17 protein-coding genes and 3 pseudogenes are annotated in these 17,698 nt (G+C 67.2%); 11 read left to right on the forward strand and 9 right to left on the reverse strand.

The genetic code is table 11. The annotated features are described in order from the left end of the window. Positions 1-106: 106 nt before the first annotated feature. From ACIA8E_RS35655 to ACIA8E_RS35665, 3 genes are all read right to left on the reverse strand, one after another. Positions 107-244 carry an alpha/beta fold hydrolase gene (locus ACIA8E_RS35655; protein ID WP_399304575.1) on the reverse strand — a complete coding sequence of 46 codons (138 nt, stop codon included), beginning with the start codon at positions 242-244 and terminating at the stop codon, positions 107-109. A 28-nt stretch (positions 245-272) separates the two neighbouring features. After that, positions 273-854 carry an alpha/beta fold hydrolase gene (locus ACIA8E_RS35660; protein ID WP_399304577.1) on the reverse strand — a complete coding sequence of 194 codons (582 nt, stop codon included), beginning with the start codon at positions 852-854 and terminating at the stop codon, positions 273-275. A 1,001-nt stretch (positions 855-1,855) separates the two neighbouring features. Then, a complete protein-coding gene (locus ACIA8E_RS35665) occupies positions 1,856-2,059 on the reverse strand; it encodes a hypothetical protein (RefSeq protein ID WP_399304579.1) in 204 nt (67 codons plus the stop codon). 269 nt (positions 2,060-2,328) lie between these two features. On the opposite strand from ACIA8E_RS35665, the gene ACIA8E_RS35670 reads away from it, so the two are divergent. Together ACIA8E_RS35670 and ACIA8E_RS35675 are read left to right on the forward strand one after the other, a co-directional pair. Beyond that, the gene (locus ACIA8E_RS35670; protein WP_399304613.1) at positions 2,329-3,078 is read left to right on the forward strand and encodes an SDR family oxidoreductase; all 750 of its coding nucleotides are present in this window, start codon (positions 2,329-2,331) and stop codon (positions 3,076-3,078) included. 75 nt (positions 3,079-3,153) lie between these two features. After that, positions 3,154-3,299, forward strand: a pseudogene (locus tag ACIA8E_RS35675) (transposase); the annotation flags it as partial. 118 nt (positions 3,300-3,417) lie between these two features. Here the strand turns inward: ACIA8E_RS35675 and ACIA8E_RS35680 are convergent. Both ACIA8E_RS35680 and ACIA8E_RS35685 read right to left on the reverse strand, forming a co-directional pair. Further along, positions 3,418-3,600, reverse strand: a complete 183-nt coding sequence (locus tag ACIA8E_RS35680) for a hypothetical protein (RefSeq protein WP_399304581.1) — start codon at positions 3,598-3,600, stop codon at positions 3,418-3,420. Further along, complete coding sequence (locus ACIA8E_RS35685; RefSeq protein ID WP_399304583.1) at positions 3,597-3,746, reverse strand: hypothetical protein; 150 nt, start codon at positions 3,744-3,746, stop codon at positions 3,597-3,599. The genes ACIA8E_RS35680 and ACIA8E_RS35685 overlap by 4 nt, the downstream gene beginning before the upstream one ends. 493 nt (positions 3,747-4,239) lie before the next feature. Here ACIA8E_RS35685 and ACIA8E_RS35690 point away from each other — a divergent pair, with 493 nt between their 5' ends. Beyond that, positions 4,240-6,741 (forward strand): SpoIIE family protein phosphatase, encoded by a 2,502-nt coding sequence (locus tag ACIA8E_RS35690; RefSeq protein ID WP_399304584.1) that lies wholly within the window; start codon positions 4,240-4,242, stop codon positions 6,739-6,741. Positions 6,742-7,009: 268 nt separating this feature from the next. Here ACIA8E_RS35690 and ACIA8E_RS35695 read toward each other — a convergent pair. The 3 genes and pseudogenes from ACIA8E_RS35695 to istA all read right to left on the reverse strand — a co-directional run. Continuing rightward, positions 7,010-7,192, reverse strand: a pseudogene (locus ACIA8E_RS35695) (CoA-transferase); the annotation flags it as partial. Next, positions 7,192-7,941: an ATP-binding protein gene (locus tag ACIA8E_RS35700; RefSeq protein ID WP_399304586.1), complete on the reverse strand. Its 750-nt coding sequence runs from the start codon at positions 7,939-7,941 to the stop codon at positions 7,192-7,194. The gene ACIA8E_RS35700 and the pseudogene ACIA8E_RS35695, both read right to left, overlap by 1 nt. Further along, positions 7,938-9,586 (reverse strand): annotated as a pseudogene (gene istA / locus ACIA8E_RS35705) (IS21 family transposase). Before istA ends, ACIA8E_RS35700 begins: the two are co-directional and overlap by 4 nt. Positions 9,587-9,796: 210 nt before the next feature. Between istA and ACIA8E_RS35710 the strand changes: the two are divergent. From ACIA8E_RS35710 to ACIA8E_RS35720, 3 genes are all read left to right on the forward strand, one after another. Beyond that, positions 9,797-10,852, forward strand: a complete 1,056-nt coding sequence (locus ACIA8E_RS35710) for a maleylacetate reductase (protein WP_399304588.1) — start codon at positions 9,797-9,799, stop codon at positions 10,850-10,852. 70 nt (positions 10,853-10,922) lie between these two features. Beyond that, positions 10,923-11,216 carry a dioxygenase gene (locus tag ACIA8E_RS35715; protein WP_399304590.1) on the forward strand — a complete coding sequence of 98 codons (294 nt, stop codon included), beginning with the start codon at positions 10,923-10,925 and terminating at the stop codon, positions 11,214-11,216. Positions 11,217-11,397: 181 nt separating this feature from the next. Beyond that, a complete protein-coding gene (locus ACIA8E_RS35720; protein ID WP_399304592.1) occupies positions 11,398-11,871 on the forward strand; it encodes a carboxymuconolactone decarboxylase family protein in 474 nt (157 codons plus the stop codon). Positions 11,872-12,962: 1,091 nt separating this feature from the next. On the opposite strand, the gene ACIA8E_RS35725 is transcribed toward ACIA8E_RS35720, so the two are convergent. Continuing rightward, the gene (locus ACIA8E_RS35725; RefSeq protein WP_399304594.1) at positions 12,963-13,373 is read right to left on the reverse strand and encodes a cupin domain-containing protein; all 411 of its coding nucleotides are present in this window, start codon (positions 13,371-13,373) and stop codon (positions 12,963-12,965) included. 548 nt (positions 13,374-13,921) lie between these two features. On the opposite strand from ACIA8E_RS35725, the gene ACIA8E_RS35730 reads away from it, so the two are divergent. From ACIA8E_RS35730 to ACIA8E_RS35750, 5 genes are all read left to right on the forward strand, one after another. Further along, positions 13,922-14,476 carry a GNAT family N-acetyltransferase gene (locus ACIA8E_RS35730; protein ID WP_399304596.1) on the forward strand — a complete coding sequence of 185 codons (555 nt, stop codon included), beginning with the start codon at positions 13,922-13,924 and terminating at the stop codon, positions 14,474-14,476. A gap of 152 nt (positions 14,477-14,628) precedes the next feature. Then, positions 14,629-15,195 carry a transposase family protein gene (locus tag ACIA8E_RS35735; RefSeq protein WP_399304598.1) on the forward strand — a complete coding sequence of 189 codons (567 nt, stop codon included), beginning with the start codon at positions 14,629-14,631 and terminating at the stop codon, positions 15,193-15,195. Further along, the gene (locus tag ACIA8E_RS35740; RefSeq protein ID WP_399304600.1) at positions 15,192-15,425 is read left to right on the forward strand and encodes a transposase; all 234 of its coding nucleotides are present in this window, start codon (positions 15,192-15,194) and stop codon (positions 15,423-15,425) included. The genes ACIA8E_RS35735 and ACIA8E_RS35740 overlap by 4 nt, the downstream gene beginning before the upstream one ends. Further along, positions 15,419-16,060 carry an NAD(P)-binding domain-containing protein gene (locus ACIA8E_RS35745; protein ID WP_399304601.1) on the forward strand — a complete coding sequence of 214 codons (642 nt, stop codon included), beginning with the start codon at positions 15,419-15,421 and terminating at the stop codon, positions 16,058-16,060. The genes ACIA8E_RS35740 and ACIA8E_RS35745 overlap by 7 nt, the downstream gene beginning before the upstream one ends. A gap of 9 nt (positions 16,061-16,069) precedes the next feature. Next, positions 16,070-17,680 carry a PP2C family protein-serine/threonine phosphatase gene (locus ACIA8E_RS35750; RefSeq protein ID WP_399304603.1) on the forward strand — a complete coding sequence of 537 codons (1,611 nt, stop codon included), beginning with the start codon at positions 16,070-16,072 and terminating at the stop codon, positions 17,678-17,680. Positions 17,681-17,698 lie beyond the last annotated feature (18 nt).

Here is a 17,698-nt window from a genome sequence, read left to right on the forward strand (position 1 = left end):
GCCCGGAGCACCGGAACCACTCATGCGGCCGTCCGGAAGACCGCTCCTCACCCACCCTGAGCCGACTCAGGCCGTTGAGCCGCCGGCTCGTCACTCCCCTCTGAGTTCACTGGGCGTCCTCGCGCTTCAACGCGAGGAACCCGGTCACCTCGGCGCGGAACTCGTCCGGACGCTCAAGGTGCGCCATGTGGCCGGTCTCGTCCAGGACCACGAGCTGTGCCTTGGCGATGCCCTGGTGGATCATCCGCGCCCAATGCGGCCCGCAGATGAAGTCATCCTTTCCGACCAGTACCGACGTGGGGCTGTGACAGCGGACAGTTCATCGCGGACGTCGAAAGGGTGACCTCCGCACTGGGCGGGCGCGGCGTACATCCGCAGCAACTGTCGGGCGGGTCCGAATTCCTCCTCACGACCCAGTAGTCGTAGAAGTGGGCCGGCGTGATCTTGCGCAGTACGGCAGTCGTGCCGTCGTCGGTCAGCTGATCGAGCCGAGCGGTGAGAGCAGCGACGTAACCGGCTACCTCGGGGTGTTCGTTGATGTGGCGCTGCACGAATCGTTCCAGGTTGGCGACTGCGGCCGACCAGAACCCCTCGTCCGTCACCGGCGAGGTGTCGTACAGGATCAGAGCTGCGACGCGCCCCGGGTGATCGAGGGCGTACCGCTGGGCAACGAACCCTCCGTGCGAGTGGCCGAGAAGCACGACGTCCGGCAGCGCGAGGTGCCGGATCACAGCGTGCAGAAAATGGGTGTACGTGGCCGGGGTGTATTCGCGAGGATCGGTCCGGAAGCCGGATGCGCCAGTTCCGACAGGCTCGATATAGACCATGGTCAGGCTGCGCTCGAGCAGAGGCATACGCAGATATTCCCAACTGACGCCGGGTCCACCGGAGTGGGCAATGCGCACCGGGCCGGTGCCGGCGACGTGGTACCGCTGTTCGATGCGTGACGATTCGTGCCGGACAGTGATCGTGTGAGTGCCGGGGGCGAGCGGCGGCGCAGGGTCCTCGGGAGGGCAGGGAACAGCCATGGCTCAGGCGAGACGTTCACACTTCCCAGATGTTGCATCAAGAACAGTGACCACTCAAGATATTGTGATGCTCGTCATCACCATGTTTTACCCGACTTGTGGGGAGCTGGGTGATCGCACACATGCAACTGACGCCCGTTTCATACTGGTTCCGCGGCCCGCGGTGATCGAGTTACAGCAGGCAGCGGACCGATCGGTCGTGGACAGTATCCGTGGTCACGGGAGAAGTGACACTGTCACCCAACATATGTCACAAGCAGCCGTGGGCGTGTGCGGGGTGAAGAAAAGCTTTGGTAGGCTGATCACAGCGTTTCGGACGCCATGCGCACGATCCCCCGTGAAGGCGTCCGAAACGCGTTGACATCCACGGCCCGCGCTGAGCGGTGAGGTCATGCACTGAGCGACCCACGGACACGACGACGGCGAACCGGACTGCTCGATTCCCGAGGCCGGCCGGCACGAAGCGCCTCGGTCGGCAGTGGACACAAGCGGAGTTTGGCCTCGTGCTGGTGCGCCGGGCAGGCCTGGCGAGGCCCACAGCCGGCCAGACGCTCCGAGCCGGTGCAGGCGGCACCCAGGACGGGCAGCGCCCCCTGTCCACGGCTTTCCCGTGCCCCCGCTCCCCACAGGCGCAGCGCCTAGCGCCTCACCCAGCAGGCTCCCGGCACGGATGCCGCCGGGGAGCTTCCACCGTGTCATCCCACCGGCACACACCCAGCCCGCTGCCCTCGTGTCCCTCCAGGCTCGGGTCCTCGCCCAGAGCGGTGATCCCGAAAGCAAGATCAAGACAACGTGTTGACGATCTGCAAGCTCTTGGGTAGGAGATTTCAGCCAACCGGGCAGAAATTCGGGCGCAGCACCCCGCTGCTGCTGGCGTTCTCCATCACCATCGTGAAAATCGACGCCGCCAGAACTCCGATCGGGCCGAAGATCCGGATCAGGAGCACAGTGGCTGCCGCTATAGCCCTCGCCATCAGCGTCACAAGCCCCGCAATGCCCAGAAAGGGACCGGGTAAGGCTCCGAGGGCCATACCCGCGATGAGAACTCACGTTCGGGGACACCGAAATGGTAATCGGCACTCGGTTCCGGTTGTTCGAGATTTCGTCATCAAGATCGGCTCCACTCTCAGCCCTCCCGTCCGCAAACTGGCCGTGACGTCGGCGGGTTCCCGTCGTGAAACCGCTTCGGATTTGGCAGAATCCGGGAGAACCGGCGGAGTGATGGTCATCGTCACATGCACAGGCCGACTTGGGACATCAGTGGTCTGCACGACTCGGGCATGCAATGAATGGGGGCACCATGAAGATCGTAATTATCGGCGGGACCGGACTCATCGGCTCGAAACTGATCACCAAGCTCAAAGCGCACGGCCACGATGCGGTTGCCGCGTCTCCGAACACCGGCGTCAATACCATTACCGGCGAAGGCCTTTCCGAAGCGCTGGCCGGCGCGGACGTGGTGGTCGACGTGACGAATTCACCGTCGTTCGAAGACCAGGCTGTCATGGACTTCTTCACCACATCGACGGCGCACCTGATCGCTGCGGAGAAGGAAGCGGGCGTCAACCATCACGTCGCCCTCTCCATCGTCGGTGTCGAGCGCCCTTCGGACGGGGGCTATTTCAAGGCCAAAGCCGCGCAGGAACAGCTGATCCGGGACTCGGGAATGCCGTACTCGATTGTGCATGCGACGCAATTCTTCGAGTTCCTCGGTGGCATCGCCGACACCGCGACCGACGGCGAGACCGTCACGCTTCCGCCCGTGTCGTTCCAGCCGGTCGCCGCCGATGACGTCGCGGCTGCCGTCGGACGGACGGCGGTCGGCGCGCCCGTGAACGGCATCGTCGACATCGCCGGACCCGAAGTCGGCCGCTTCGACGAAATCGTCGGCCGCGTCCTTCAGAGCCGCAACGACCGCCGAAGGGTCGTCGCAGACCCGGCCGCCCCGTACTTCGGAGCCCACGTGAGCGAGCGATCCCTCATCCCCGAGGGGGTCTCCCCTCGTGGCGAAATCACCCTCGACGCCTGGCTCGAAGCCTCCGCCAAGTAGCCCGCCCCGCAATGTGAAGGTGCAGCACTTCTGTGATCGCCCGCCGTGAGTGCCGCACGCATCCGGCCTCGGCTTCACCGCTGGGTCGTTGAGCGCACCATCCCCTGGCTCCACGGATTCCGACGCCTCCGCGTCCGATGGAGCGACGCGACGACATCCACGAGGCTTTTCTCGGACTCGCCACCTGCCTCATCACCCCCCGACACGTCCAACGCCTTTGTCGGGACCCCATATATGGCAGAGATCGGCTGACGAGAGATCGCCATATACGAATCTGCGAGGGCTGAGAAGCCCTGTGGTCGCTGGGTGACGGAATGCCGGGGCCTGGCGGTTGTGCGGTCAGCGAGTTTTGCTGCGGCGTATCGCGAGGCGGCCGAAGACATAGCTGGCCTTCAGCGGGATGACTCCCAGGACGGTTCCGATGACCCAGTGCTTCCACGGACCGGACGCCGGCAGAAGTCCGGCCAGGCCCACGTGGACGGCCACGACCAGCACGATGATGGCTATGACGCCGAGCGTCACGCGCCGTCGCGGATGGGGGACGGCTTTCTCCGCCGGGGCGGGAGCAGCGGTGGCGGAATCGTCGGCTGGTCATCGGTGGTTTCGTCCCGTTGCCAGGTGACTTGCAGTGCGTCGCGCTTGCCGATCTTCTGCAGGCGCGCGGCCATCAGGCGCTGGAGATACCGGAGGCTGTCCTGGTCTGTGAGAGCCGCACCAAGCGTTGCAGCGGACGCGCATCCCAGCCCTCCTGTGCAGCCGGGGCTCAGCGGTGCCGTGGGCGAGTTGCCGGTCAAGGCCCCACCCTTTCGGCCGCCACTGCGCTCAGCTGACGGCAGAGCCGAACCGCTTTGGCAGCCGGCTGAGCAGTTTCTGCTGATCTTCACCGACCCACGCTCCGTGGCCCTCCGGCCGCAGCAGGGCGGCAGGCACGTCCGGTTCCTCGCAGGCCGACAGCGGCCTTGGTGACCGAGTTGGCATCAGTCAAGGCTGCGGCCCTGTCACAGATCAGAGCGCTGTCCGGTCTTTTAGTCAAAAGGTGCAAATCGGGTCGGATCGATGCCTCCATCCCGCCCCGTCGGTCCCGGTCACCACAGCCGTCCGTGCACCAGTTTCCTGCACCTCCACGCCACCTCTCCCCACCTACCTGAGGGCAACAGTACGATGATCAGCAAGGGCAATGTAACACTCAGTGATCAACTGAACACATACGAGACCTCCGAGTCGGCAGTCGCGATGTTCGACGGGCATGGGACGGTGGTCGCATGGACGCAGGCCGCCGAGCGGCTCGTCGGGTACTCCGCCAGGGACGCAGTGGGCCGCTCGACCGCACTCGTTCTGCCATTTTCCGAGGAAGCGCCGACGATATCGGCGTTCATCGAACAGTGCCGTGCTCAGAATGGCTGGTCGGGCACGACTGCGGTGCGCCACCGAGACGGCCACATGCTCAACATCAACCTGCGGATCTCGATGTTGTGGGGGCAGGACGGAACAGTCCGATGGCTCATCTCCGTGACCGACATCGGCACGCTCTCCAGCGAGGCAGCGGACGGATCGGTGCGGGAGGCGCTGCTCACCCGCGCACCGATCGGCATCGTCGTTCGTGACTCGCAGCTGCGCTGCACCTGGGTGAACGACACGATGGAGCGCCACGACGGCATTTCCCGTGACCGACGGCTCGGACGCCGATTCACCGATGCGCGACCCGATGTCAAGGCCGAAGCAGTCGAGGCAGTGATGCGGCAGGTACTCCACAGCGGCACCACCAAGGTCCACCAGTACCGGACGTGGCCGCCTACGAATCCACGCCAGGAGCACACCATGGCGGCTTCGTTCTTCTGCCTTCAGGACGCCGACGGACAAGCACTGGGGGTGTGCACCATCAACGTCGATGTCACCGAGAGCCGGCAGGCGCTCGAGCGCCTCGCCATCCTCAGCGAGGCCAGTACGCGCCTTGGCAGCACCCTGGACGTGATGCAGACCAGCCAGGAACTGGCCGACCTTGCCGTGCCCCTGCTCGCCGACTACGCCATCGTCGACCTGGAGCAGTCAGTCCCGTTCGGCGAGGGGCCCCCGGTCCGCATCGGCCCGATGGACGGGCGCCTCCCCGCGTTCCGACGTACCGGTCTGGCCTCGATCCACCAAGGGGTCCCGGAATCCCCGTGGATGCGCGGGGAGTCGGTCCCCGTGACGCCCACCTCACCCATCACCGACGTCCTGCGCACCGGGAGGTCCCACCTGGAGGCGATCCTGGACACCGCTCCGGGCACGTGGATCGACGAGGACCCGGCACGAGCGCAGAAGATCCGTGAGAACAGCATGCACTCCCTGATGATCGTACCCATCCAGGCGCGGCGCGCCCTGCTGGGCGTGGCGTTGTTCGTACGCACCGAGGACCCGGTGCCGTTCCAGGAGTTCGATCTGCTCCTCGCCGAAGAACTCGTCTCTCGCGCTGCGATGTCGATTGACAACGCTCGCCAGTACGCGCGCGAACACACCGCGGCCCTCGCGCTGCAACGCAACCTGCTCCCTCACCGTTTGAAGGGCGGCGCGGCGGTCGAGGCTGCCTCACGCTACCTGCCCGCCGACATGGACCACGGCGTCGGGGGCGACTGGTTCGATGTGATCCCGCTGTCCGGCGCCCGGGTGGCTCTCGTCGTCGGCGATGTGGTCGGACACGGCATCAACGCCGCCGCGACCATGGGCAGGCTCCGTACCGCCGTCCACACGCTCGCCGACATGGAACTGCCCCCCGACGAGCTGCTGGCCCACCTCGATGACACGGTCCAGCGACTGGCCGAGGAAGACGCCGATGCCCCGGACGAGACCCCCACGGTGGTCGGCGCCACCTGTCTGTACGCCGTCTACGACCCGGTCACCCGGAAGTGCACCATGGCGCGGGCCGGGCACCCGCCGCCCGCGATCGTCGACCCGCAGGGCCGAGTCTCCTTCCCTGATCTTCCCACCGGAACCCCGCTCGGCACCGGGCTGGGGGTCCCCTTCGAGGCCGTGGAGGTGGAGCTGCCCGAGGGAAGTCTCCTCGCTCTGTACACCGACGGCCTGATCGAGACCCGCGACCACGACATCGACGTGGGAATGGATCGCCTGGGCGCCGCCCTGGCACAACCGGATCGGTCCCTGGAAGACCTCTGCACCCGCGCGACGGAGACCATCCCGGGGCAGGCACCGTGCGACGACGTCACACTGCTCCTGGTCCGCACCCGCTCGATCAGCCCAGCGAAGGTCGCCTCCTGGACGCTGCCGAGTGACGAGACCGCGGTCCGCGACGCCCGGCACCTGGCAGCCTGTCAGCTGGCCGAATGGGGCCTGGACGGTCTCGAGGACACCACGAAGCTGATCGTCAGCGAACTGGTCACCAACGCTGTCCGCCACGGCTCCGGCCTGATCGGTCTGCGTCTGATCCAGCATCAAGTCCTGAGCTGCGAAGTATTCGACACCAACGTCGGCTCCCCGCAGCTGCGTCGCGCACGCACTACCGACGAGAACGGCCGCGGCCTCTTCCTGGTCGGTCAGCTGTCCCGCAGGTGGGGCGCCCGCTCGGTATCGGGCGGCAAGGTCGTCTGGGCCGAAGAGGACCTGGCCCCCGGCGTACCGAAGGCCCGTGCGTGTGAGAGTGCGGCTCTGGCCGAGGCCGGGGTCAGGTGAGGCCCGCGGAGGCGCCGTCGTCCCAGCCGTCCTGGGAGAGGATCCTGCGCGCTGTCCAGGCCGACGCTGATGCCGAGGGCCAGATCTACTGGAGCATGTTCAGCGGCGAGCCAGCTCCAGTCCTCGCCCCAGACGGTGGTCTCCCTGGCGCCGATGCGCTGGGGATCGGACCGGACGGTGACACGGCGGAGGGTCACGCCGTCGGGCAGGACGGGGTCAGCGGCAAGGTCTGTGGACTGTCAGCGAACGGATGCCCCGAACGCAGAGTGCGGTCCTCGGTGGGGCAGGGGCCGGTGCCCAGGATCCCGTTCTCCGACTCCAGGACCACTTCCACGCCCTCGGACAGATAGTTGGGGATCAGTGTCGGCAGCCCGAAGCCGAGGTTGACGTACTGGCCGTCGTCCAGCTCACGCGCGGCCCGGGCGGCCATTTCCTCACGACTCCAGCCCATCAGCCGCTCACCGACTCTCGTGCCGCAGGCACGGACACCGTGCGCTGCTCGATCTTCTTGTCCGCCGCCTGCTCCGCTGTGAGGACCACCACCCGCTGCACGAAGACCCCCGGCAGCTGCACCGCATCCGGGTCGTTCTTTTCCTCCCGTTCCGTCAGAACCTGGAACAGCAGTTCGGCGCCTCGCCGGTCGAGCTCCATGTATCCCAGCTCGTCGATGCAGAGAAGGTCGACGCGGCCGTAGCGCGCGATGGTCTTGGCCAGCAGCTTCTCGTCCGCGGCCTCCACGAGCTCGTTGACAAGCTTGGTGGCCAGCACGTACTTCACCCGGTACTCGTGCATCGCGGCCTCGGTGCCCAGCGCGATGAGCAGGTGCGACTTGCCGGTTCCGCTGTCGCCGATCAGACACAGCGGCAGGCCCTTCTTGACCCAGTCGCACTTGGCGAGGGTGTGGATGGCTGCCGGGTCGATGACGGGGTTGGCGTCGAAGTCGAACTGCCGGATCGACTTCTCGCGCGGAAAGCCGGCCGCCTTGATCCGCCGCTCGGAACGCCTGCGGGCCCGGTCGTCGCATTCGGACAGCAGGAGTTCGGCCAGGAACCCGCGATACGTCATCTGGTCACGGGCGGCGGCTTCGGCGAGTTCGGGGTACTGGGTGCGGATGGTGGGCAGCCGGAGCATCCGGCATGCCTGGTCCACGGCGGTGTCGGCGGCCTGTTCGGTCAGTCCGCGGTTGCGCTTGGCGGTCACGGTGCCTCTTCCTTGTATGCCTGGCCGTCGGCGGGACGCCGGCGGAATCGCAGCAGCTGGTCGTAGGCGGCCACCGACGGCAGCGGCCTGGGGTCGGGCGGCAGCGCGGCCAGGCGCCGCTCGGTCAGCGAGGTCACCGTCGCCCCGCCGTCCACCCGCCGCGGTGGGATGTCCTGGTCGGCCAGCTGTTCGGCGCCCTGGTCGGCCTCGCCCCACTTGCGGGCCTCCAGGGCGACCGCGTCGGCGGTCAGCGCGCCGGCCCGCAGCGCGGTCGCGATCCCGGCCACCACGTGCTCGTGGACCATGTGCCGGTGCAGCAGCAGGACGGAGATGAGCGCCCGGGTGCCCTCCGCGTCGCCGTGGGCGGTGCAGGCCGCCTGCCACCAGGCGTCGTGCACCGGGGTGAACTTGCCCGCCGACCTGGCCTGGTCCAGCGCGGTCGCCCCGGGCAGCGCGCCCGGTTTGCGTACCAGCGCCTCCAGGTAGTGGTCCAGCTCCAGTCGGGCGCCGCCCTTGGCGATCAGCCGCTCGTGGCGGGCGACTTCTTTGTGCGCGTCGTAGACCACGAGTTCGGAGGCGTGCAGCACGACCCGCACCATCCGGCCGATCAACCTGACCGGCACCGAGTAGCGGTTGGTGCGCACGCTGACCTGGCTGTAGCGGTTCACCCGTAGCGAGGACACCAGCCCGGTCTCGAACTCCTCCTCGGGCAGCGGGACCAGCAGCGGGCGCTCGACGGCGAACATCTCGCCGATGGTCAGCGCCCGTTGCATGATCCGGCGGGCGTCGTCCTCCGCGTCCCAGCGCTCCACCATCGCGTTCAGCTCGGCCAGCGAGGCGACCTTCGGGACGGGGACCAGGTGGTTCCTGCGGAACCAGCCGATCTGGCCCTCGACGCCGCCCTTCTCGTGGGCGCCCTCGATGCCGGGATTGCAGTAGAAACTGTTGATCGAGAAATGCGAGCGGAACGCCGTCCAGCGGTCACTTTCCACCCGGCCCCGGGTGCGGCCCAGAACCTGGCTGACCGCGGCCCGCAGATTGTCGTAGCGGACCTTGCCGCGCGGCACGCCGCCCAGCACCTGAAGCGCGTGGACGTGGCCTTCCAGAAAAGCTTCCTGCCCGCACGAAGCAAAAATCTTGTGCACGGCCTTCCCACTGAACGAAAGGCGCAGCGAGAACAGGAACACCTTGGTCGACACGCCGTCCAGGTGGATCCACACGTCCCCGAAGTCGACCTCCGCCTCATCCCCGGGACGGTGGGTCTGCGGCACGAACGCCTGCGGCGGCCCCCGGCCCTCCTCCACCCGGATCTCCGGACGGCGTCCGGCGATGTAGGCGCGGACCATCGAATACGTGATGCCCCGGGCGTCGTGCTCGTCGATCAGCCGGTCGAAGACCCGCTTGACGGTGTGCGCGGCGCGTCCAGGTCCTCCCGCAGGATCTCGTCGATTGTCGCCTTGAACGGATCCAGGCGCGAGATCCGGGGCGGAAGCTGCTTGCGCGGCGCCGGCCACACCGACTCCAGCGCCAGCGCCACCGTCCTGCGGCCCACCCCGTACTTGGCCGACAAAGCCCTGCTGGACAGCCCTTCGACCCGAGCGTCATGGCGTATCGCCGCGTACAACTCGACCTTCGAAAGGGGCACTTGAGCCACCCAGGGCTAGCTGATGCACCCCGATACTCCCACCGCAAGGCCCTCAGCGGAGTCAAAACTCACCGACATCAACTCTCCGCCGACAGCACTGGAGTCACAACCCACCAACACCTGGCCTCAACTCTCACCTACAAAGCCAATCATCCGAGTCCTGACGCTTTCTTCCATGAAAAGAGGAGCGGCGGGACCGAGGAAATCCTCATGAAGACATTCGTGCATCGGGGACAGGTCACCAAGGTGGTCTTCGGCAGCGGTACGTCCGGCCGTATACCTGAAGAGGTCGATGCTCTCGGCTGCCATCGAGTGCTCATCTTGTGCACACCTGGCCAAGTGGACCAGGCGGCAAGGACGCGCGATCTGCTCGGTGCCGCAGCAGTGGGAACTTTCGCCGAAGCGGCCGCCCATACCCCTGTCGAGGTCACGGAGAAGGCGGTCGCGTACGCCGGAACCGTGGGAGCGGACTCCGTGCTCGCCTTGGGCGGTGGATCGACCATCGGCCTCGGCAAGGCGATCGCCGTGCGGACCGGTCTGCCGCAGCTGGCGCTGCCCACCACCTATGCCGGCTCGGAAATGACCCCGGTCCTCGGAGAGACCGAAGGCCGCAGAAAGACGACCCGGCGGCTGCCGGAAGTGCTGCTCGACACGGTGGTGTACGACATCGACCTGACGCTCACGCTTCCCGTGGCGGTATCGGTGGTCAGCGGCATCAACGCGATGGCGCACGCCGTGGAAGCCCTCTACGCACAGGACCAGGACCCGGTCGCCTTCCTGATGGCCGGTGAGGCCCTCGATGCTCTTACACGATCCCTTCCGGTCATCGCGCGGCGTCCGGACGACGGCGAGGCGCGGGCGGATGCGTTGTACGGTGCGTGGCTGGCGGGCACGTGTCTCGGCACGGTGGGCATGGCACTGCATCACAAGGTGTGCCATGTGCTGGGCGGCACGTTCGGGCTTCCGCACGCCGAAACCCACGCGGTCGTCCTGCCGCACGTGGTCGCCTACAACGGGCCGTCGGCCCCCGGGGCCATGGCGCGCATCGCGCAGGCGCTGCCGTGGGCCGACGCCGCGAGCGGTCTCTTCGACTTCGCGGGGCGACTCGGCGCGCCCATGGCACTGCGGGACCTCGGCATGCCGGAATCGGGGATCGATCAGGCAGCCGAACTCATCGTGAGGGACGGCTACTGGAATCCACGACCAGTGGATCGGACCGCTGTCCGCGCCCTCCTGACTCGCGCCTGGGCCGGGGAGACGCCGTAGATGTCACCCGGCAACGAACATCCCCGGTCCCACTCCATCATCGACGACTCAACCACCACAGGAGCGCACAATGCGTGATCTGACCAGCGACACCGTCACCGAGGCTGTGATCTCGACCATGCGGGACACCAAAGACTCCCGGGTCGCCGAGATCCTGGAATCGCTGGTGCGGCACGTCCACACCCTCGTCCGTGAGGTTGAACTGACGGAGGAGGAGTGGGCCCGGGGCGAACCTCGCGCCCTTCGAGTACATCGACGGTTTCTGCAACAGCCTGGCGCATCCGGCAACGGCTCGGCTGGCTCAGCCCCGTCGAATTCGAGGAGAAGCAGTACTTTGGCGAAACGGCTGAACGAGCGAACCTGACACCCCCCTTCCCTTCAACACGTACTGACCAGGTGATCAGCATCTGCCGCACAGCGGGGATCCTCACCGGGAGGGTACGGCGATGGCATGGACGGAGACCCACATCACACAGCCCTTGGCGTCACACTTTGCCGGACTGCCCGGTCACTGTTGTGTATCTGCAACTGGGTTAGGAGATCCCATGGAATCGCGTCTCAACTACTACGCCAGTCCTCTCGCGGCCAAGGTGCTGAAGCACCTCGTCTCGGCCAGCAAAGTGCTGGCGGACTCGGCGCTGCCGGACACCATTCAGCACCTGGTGGAGATCCGGGCCAGCCAGGTCAACGGCTGCGGCTTCTGCACCGACATGCACACCAAGGAGGCCACCCACGCCGGGGAGACCTCGGTGCGGCTCAACCTGATCGCCGCCTGGCGTGAGGCGACGGTCTTCACCGAGGCCGAACGCGCCGCGCTGGAGCTGACCGAGCAGGGCACCCGGATCGCTGACGCGGCCGGTGGGGTCACCGACGAGGCCTGGGCGAACGCCGCCAAGCACTTCGATGGGGACCAGCTCGTCGCGCTGATGTCTCTCATCGCCATCATCAACAGCTACAACCGCATCAACATCATCAACCAGCAGCCGGCCGGCAGCTACCAGGTTGGCCAGTTCGGCTGAGCGACGGCGTACGGTCCGGCCGGACGTGTGCGCGTCCGGCCGGACGCGTACGGTCCGTCTCCGCGTTCATCCTCACCTCTGGTGGGGAGACGGATACGGAACGGCTCAAATGGTGAATGGGGGGTCTACTCCGCACCTACCTTTGGTGGGAAGCAACACGGTGTCCCTGCAAGCCTTTTCGGGCCTGAAATTATGCTGAGACACCTCACCACCATCACCCTCCGCGACAACTAGAGGCCTGATGCGGGACTGTAAGCAGCCATTTCTCTACCGATCGCGGTGAGCACTGATCTTCGCTCGCGGCGTACATGAAGGTAGGGCCCCCGCACAGCTCATGGGTCTCGAATCCATGCGAGCAACAGGAGGCCCTGTGCCGCAGTCTTCCGCGCTGCTGCCTGCCGTGGGCAACTCGGTTCCCCTGGCGCGTGACTGTCTCGCGCACGTGTCCAGTAACGCGGCCGACCGTCCGCAACGCGTTCTGCGTCACCCGTCGGACAGGACGGACGCCGAATGGGCCAAGGTCCGGGCCTTGCTGCCGATGCCACGTTGGCTGGAGGGCAGGAGCGGGCACCCGGAGGGCTGCTGCCATCGTCAGCGAGCTGCGCTCAGATCCCGCTCCGCGTGTCCGTGGGGACGGTGGTGCACCACCCGCTACACCACCAACGACCCGCCGCGCGGCACAGTTACACCGAGGTGAGCTGTGCACCGAAACGGACCGCGTCTCAGCGCCGTCAGGACGTTCGGAGCTCCGCAGCCGCTGTCGGGTTCCGGGCGGGCACCGGGACCTCGAACGACGAACGCCTGCGACTGATCACCCCGCACCTCCCGGCGACATACGCCTCGCGTCTGTTCGACGCCCAGGCCCGCCGGCGCATCGGAGCAGGAGTTGCAGAACATCGCCGCCGAGGAACTGCTCCGGAATGGGCGGTGATTCCGGTAGCTCATGGAGCCGGCTGCGGCCTGCGGCGAGCTCGGGATGTCGCACACACGGCGAATGCCCGCACCCAACGGTACGGGCCTTCGTGCTCCTGGTGCGCGTCGACGTTGTCAGCAGGCCGGGGCCGTGAGGAGGGCCGGATCACTGGTGGTCATCATGGCTGGGTAACCCGTCGGTGTCGTCGTTCGGCCAGCTCCTCCGCGCTGACCACGGTGAGAACCGGGGTACCCGGCGCCGCGAACATGGTCACCACCAACTGCGACTGCGCGTCCGGAAGGTTGTTGGCGCCCTGATAGTGGATCACGTCGCCCCCAGGCTCGAACAGGGCGTCACCGGCCTTGAGCACCCGGGGTGGCTGCCCCTCCAGCTCGAAGAGAATCTCGCCCTGGGTCACGTAGCCGAAGAGCGGCCCGGGGTGCCGGTGCGGCGGCGCGCCCGGGTCACCGGGCGGCAGGGTGATCCGGATGGTTCTGGCCTCGGCACCGGCCTGGATCCGGGCCGCCGCCTCCGGCAGGGTCGTGATCACCTCAACGCCCGGGGGCAGGTGTGCGTGCTCAGCGCTCATATCTTTCTCCAAACAGGGACTGAGGCTGTCCACAACAAGGACAGGACGGCCTCCCTGTTTGTGACAGCCCTATGCGGCGAACCTGCCCAGGGCAGCACCGATCTCGACCTCGCCGCACTGTCACCGCAGACGAGACGAAACGCCGCCTCGAAGAGGTACTGCAGCACAACATCACTCGGAGTGAGAGGTCGTGAACGCAGGGCGACCACATGAAGGCCGGAGCCCAACTCGACGTTGAGCGGCGTAGCGCCTCACTAACGGTCTCGGGGGAAATTGAGCTTCGGGCGTGCTGGCCTGGCAGCTCGGCTGGTGGGTGATCAGCGGGCGGTATCGCGGACGAGGGCCAGTTCGGTGCTTGTGCGGCGGTGGGTGGCCCGCTGCGCGGATCGGTCGGAGACGAGTGAGGCGATCGCGAGATGAGTCTCAGCATAGGTATCGCGGCGTCCGTACAGCCCTTCTCATGTCACGGCCCGAACGGGACGATCACGATGTCCGCCAAGGCCGTAAAGAGGTGGACAGCTCTCCGGCGCTGGGCGACCATCTCCGCGATGAATAGCGAACCTGTCCCCATTCCCATCCCCAAACGTGTCCGCTTCGTCGAGCTCAACGCAAAGGCGCTGCGGGCTCTTGCCGACGGTGACCTCGCTGGCGGCAGTGCCGAGGCCGGGGTCGACCTTGACGAACACTTCGTCTGCGACCGGGCCTGCTGGATCTTCGGCCATCGCGCTGACCAGCTCGCCGAGGACCCGTCTGCCGCGCCCTGGATCACGCGGGCCGTGGTGTCCGAGCCGGACGGGGCCGTCGTCGGCGACGCCGGGTTCCACGGGCCGCCGGATGAGGCTGGCATGGTCGAGGTCGGCTACACCGTCGTGCCCGGGTACCGCCGCCAGGGCTATGCCCGCGCCATACTGACGGCGCTGCTTACCAGGGCCGCCGCCGAACCCGGTGTCAGGACCGTGCGAGCTCGTATCGGATCCGACAACAGCGCCTCCTTGGCAACCATCGCGGGCTTCGGATTCACGCGCGTCGGCGAGCAGGGGAACGAGCGCGACGGGCTCACGGTCGTCTTCGAGGTCCCGGCAGGCGCGCTTCAGGCCGAGTAGTTTTGCGGCCTTGGCGGACATGGTGATCGTTCCGTTCGGGCCGTGACATGAGAAGAGCCGCACGGGTTGGGTGAGTTGTGAAGCTGACCTGGGCACGTGCGGCCTGTTCCCATCCTGCCCTGACGGGTGTCTCACGCGCACATTTCGGTGAGTTGTTCGCCGGTCTCGCCGGTGCGTGGGAGGCCGCCCGGCAGTCCGCGCTCCGCGAGGCCCGGGGCGGGAAACGTCGGCGGGCGGAGGGTGCCGGCCGAAAGCCCAAGCTGGTCTTCCTCGATCGGCTGCTGGTCACCCTGGTCCATCTGCGTCATCAGTTGCCGCACGTGGTGCTCGCCGAGCTCTTCGAGGTGGATCGCTCCACCGTCTCCGCGGCCATCCGGCAGGTCCGCCCGCTGCTGGCGGCCCGTGGTTTCGCCGTGCCCGACCGGCCGGGCCTGCGGCTGAAGACGCTGGAGGACGTCTTCGCCTATACCGAGGCGGAGGGCGTTGAGCTGCGGATCGATGGGGTCGAGACCCAGGTCCGCCGCCCGCAGGCCGGCCGCCCCGGGCGCCGGGCATTCGTTTCCGGAAAACGTAAGCAGAACACCGTCAAGACCACCACGTTCAGCGACGGCCAGGGCCGCCTGCTGCTGTCCGGCCTGGTCCGCCCGGGCCGGATGCACGACCAGACCGCCCTGCGCACCGAGGGCATCGCCGAGCAGTTCCGTACCCGCCCGGTGTGAAGGCGAAGGTCGATTCCGGCTACCTCGGGCTGGCCAAGGAGTTCCCCGGCCAGGTCAGCGCCCCGCCGAAGAAGCCCAAGGACGAGGCGTGCGACGGTGACAAGCGCGCCTGGCCCGAGACACGGCGGCGGCAGTCCTCGGCGAGGATCTGTGTGGAGCACACCAACGCCGAGCTCCGCCAGTGGGCGCCCTTGCGCCGATTCACCGGGATGCCGCGATACCTATGCTGAGACTCATCTCGCGATCGCCTCACTCGTCTCCGACCGATCCGCGCAGCGGGCCACCCACCGCCGCACAAGCACCGAACTGGCCCTCGTCCGCGATACCGCCCGCTGATCACCCACCAGCCGAGCTGCCAGGCCAGCACGCCCGAAGCTCAATTTCCCCCGAGACCGTAAGCACTCGGCCAAGGCCCGATTCCCCACGGCGGCGGGATACCGGAGCCGGTCAGCTTCCCAGCACCCGCAGCCGCCGGGGCTCCTACGGGCGCGCACACACTTCTCGCCGCCACCAGGGGTCGACGGGCAGCCGCTCATGCACGAAGTTACCCGGCCAGGCGGTCCTTGCCCTTGGGTGGCCGCGCCGGAGGCCACGCGCCGGCGGGGGGTGCCGCGTTCAGCCGGGCGATGACGGCGTCGGTGCGCCTGACCGTCATGGCGCAGGCCGGCCGCCCCACCGGCGACGTCATCGTCGAGTGCGCGCCCCTGCTGGACCCGAGCGCGCCATCGTCGACCGCGGCAACGCCCACTACGCCGGTACTCGCTGCCGCGAGGCCGCCCTGCGCAAACTCGACATCCGCTTCCTCGACACCGGCATCTCCGGCAGCTCACGTTCAGCAGCCCGGCCAAATTCAGGTATGTCATAACATAAATAGATGAAAGTGATGATTCCTGAACCGGATGACTCAGAGGGGGGCCAGGGGCTGGACAGCGCCGTAGACCACGCGCGGAGGCAGCTGGAGCTCCTTTCGAACGCGGCATCGATCGGCGCCTCCTTGAATGTGGAGACGACGGCTCAACGTCTGGCCGACCTCGTGGTCCCGGGGCTGGGCGATTTCGCGAACGTGAACCTGGCCAGGGAAATCTGCGAGGGGGAGGAACCCCCGGAGCGGACCGGGGGCGGGGACCTGGCGCTGCGTCGTACGGCGCTCGCGCCCGCAGACAGGCGGTGGCCGCAAGGCTACGTTCTGGTGGGCGATGATCTTCCGGGCTTCCCTGACCAAGCGGTGATAAGAAATTTCCAGGCCGGAAAGGGATTTACGATCTCCGGTCGCTCGCGCTTCACCGCCGCCGTCTGCGACCACAACCCTGACATGGTCAAGGCCCTCGTCCCGATGGACACGGATGACGAACAGCTGTCGCTGCTGTGCACTCCCCTGGTCACAGAAAGAAGGCGCGACGCTCTTGAACATCCTGGGCTGCTCCTGGGCAGCGTCGAAGTATGGCGAAGGGCTCCCTTCACCGATGCTGATCTGCGACTGCTGCAATGGCTCGCCACCTACGCCGCAGTGAGCATCGACAACGCCCGCCGCAACACGCGCGAAAATCGCATGGCGCTGGCAGTGCAGCAAAGTCTGCTGCCGCAGGGGCGGGTCGCCATGACAGCGGGCGAGACGGCCGGGATCTACCTGCCGTGCGGTGCCGGGGCAGCGGGCGGCCTCGGCGGGGACTGGTTCGACGTCATCCCTCTGTCTTCCGCCCGCGTGGCGCTGGTAGTGGGCGACGTTGTCGGCCATGGGGTGCATGCCGCCGTCGCCATGGGTCAGATGCGCACGGCCGTGCGCACGCTCGCCGATCTCGACCTCGCGCCGGACGAGCTGCTCACCCACCTCGATGACCTCATCACCCAATTCACCGAGGGCGACGCGCCTGGTCAGGAGGATGCCACCGGCAGCTCATGCATCTACGCCGTTGTGGACCCGACCACACGACGCTGCGCCGTAGCCAGTGCGGGGCATCCACCACCGGCACTCGTCCGGCCCGACGGCACGGCAGAATACATTCCCCTCGCCCCGGGCCCATTGCTGGGCGTGGGTGGCCTGGCATTCGAGGTCGCCGACGTAGAGCTACAAGACGGCGACGTGCTCGCGCTCTACTCCGACGGCCTCATTGAACACCCGTGGCACGACATCGACCGCGGAATGGCGGCCTTTCGCGAGCAATTGGCCGCGGTCCACCCCACTGATGGTGATTTGCCCGGGGCAGCGTCCCGCTTGGTCGCTGGAATCTCCCCGGACGCTCTGCGCGACGACGTCACCCTACTGCTCGCACGAGTACGCGGAGTCCCCGCCGAAGACACCGCGTCATGGGAGATACCTGCCGAACCGACGGCAGTTGCCAGCATCCGTCAGAGCGCCGTCGACCGGGTCGGCGCATGGGGCCTTGACGAACTCGCCTTCACCACCGAGCTAGGCGCTGTTTCTCGGATCTCCGGACGTGAGTGGGGTGTTGGGGCCAGGCTGGCTGTATGGGCCGTGGGGATCTGACGAATGCGGAGTGGGATC

This window comes from Streptomyces sp. NPDC051664, assembly GCF_044453545.1.
In the GTDB taxonomy this organism is placed as follows: Bacteria; Actinomycetota; Actinomycetes; order Streptomycetales; family Streptomycetaceae; genus Streptomyces.

What these genes read in the sequence shown, in the direction of transcription:
- ACIA8E_RS35655 (WP_399304575.1), bottom strand. Translation starts at nt 244, where the DNA reads ATGATCCACCAGGGCATCGCCAAGGCACAGCTCGTGGTCCTGGACGAG.
- ACIA8E_RS35660 (WP_399304577.1), bottom strand. Translation starts at nt 854, where the DNA reads ATGCCTCTGCTCGAGCGCAGCCTGACCATGGTCTATATCGAGCCTGTC.
- ACIA8E_RS35665 (WP_399304579.1), bottom strand. Translation starts at nt 2,059, where the DNA reads ATGGCCCTCGGAGCCTTACCCGGTCCCTTTCTGGGCATTGCGGGGCTT.
- ACIA8E_RS35670 (WP_399304613.1), top strand. Translation starts at nt 2,329, where the DNA reads ATGAAGATCGTAATTATCGGCGGGACCGGACTCATCGGCTCGAAACTG.
- ACIA8E_RS35685 (WP_399304583.1), bottom strand. Translation starts at nt 3,746, where the DNA reads ATGGCCGCGCGCCTGCAGAAGATCGGCAAGCGCGACGCACTGCAAGTC.
- ACIA8E_RS35690 (WP_399304584.1), top strand. Translation starts at nt 4,240, where the DNA reads ATGATCAGCAAGGGCAATGTAACACTCAGTGATCAACTGAACACATAC.
- ACIA8E_RS35710 (WP_399304588.1), top strand. Translation starts at nt 9,797, where the DNA reads ATGAAGACATTCGTGCATCGGGGACAGGTCACCAAGGTGGTCTTCGGC.
- ACIA8E_RS35715 (WP_399304590.1), top strand. Translation starts at nt 10,923, where the DNA reads ATGCGTGATCTGACCAGCGACACCGTCACCGAGGCTGTGATCTCGACC.
- ACIA8E_RS35720 (WP_399304592.1), top strand. Translation starts at nt 11,398, where the DNA reads ATGGAATCGCGTCTCAACTACTACGCCAGTCCTCTCGCGGCCAAGGTG.
- ACIA8E_RS35725 (WP_399304594.1), bottom strand. Translation starts at nt 13,373, where the DNA reads ATGAGCGCTGAGCACGCACACCTGCCCCCGGGCGTTGAGGTGATCACG.
- ACIA8E_RS35730 (WP_399304596.1), top strand. Translation starts at nt 13,922, where the DNA reads ATGAATAGCGAACCTGTCCCCATTCCCATCCCCAAACGTGTCCGCTTC.
- ACIA8E_RS35745 (WP_399304601.1), top strand. Translation starts at nt 15,419, where the DNA reads ATGCTGAGACTCATCTCGCGATCGCCTCACTCGTCTCCGACCGATCCG.
- ACIA8E_RS35750 (WP_399304603.1), top strand. Translation starts at nt 16,070, where the DNA reads ATGAAAGTGATGATTCCTGAACCGGATGACTCAGAGGGGGGCCAGGGG.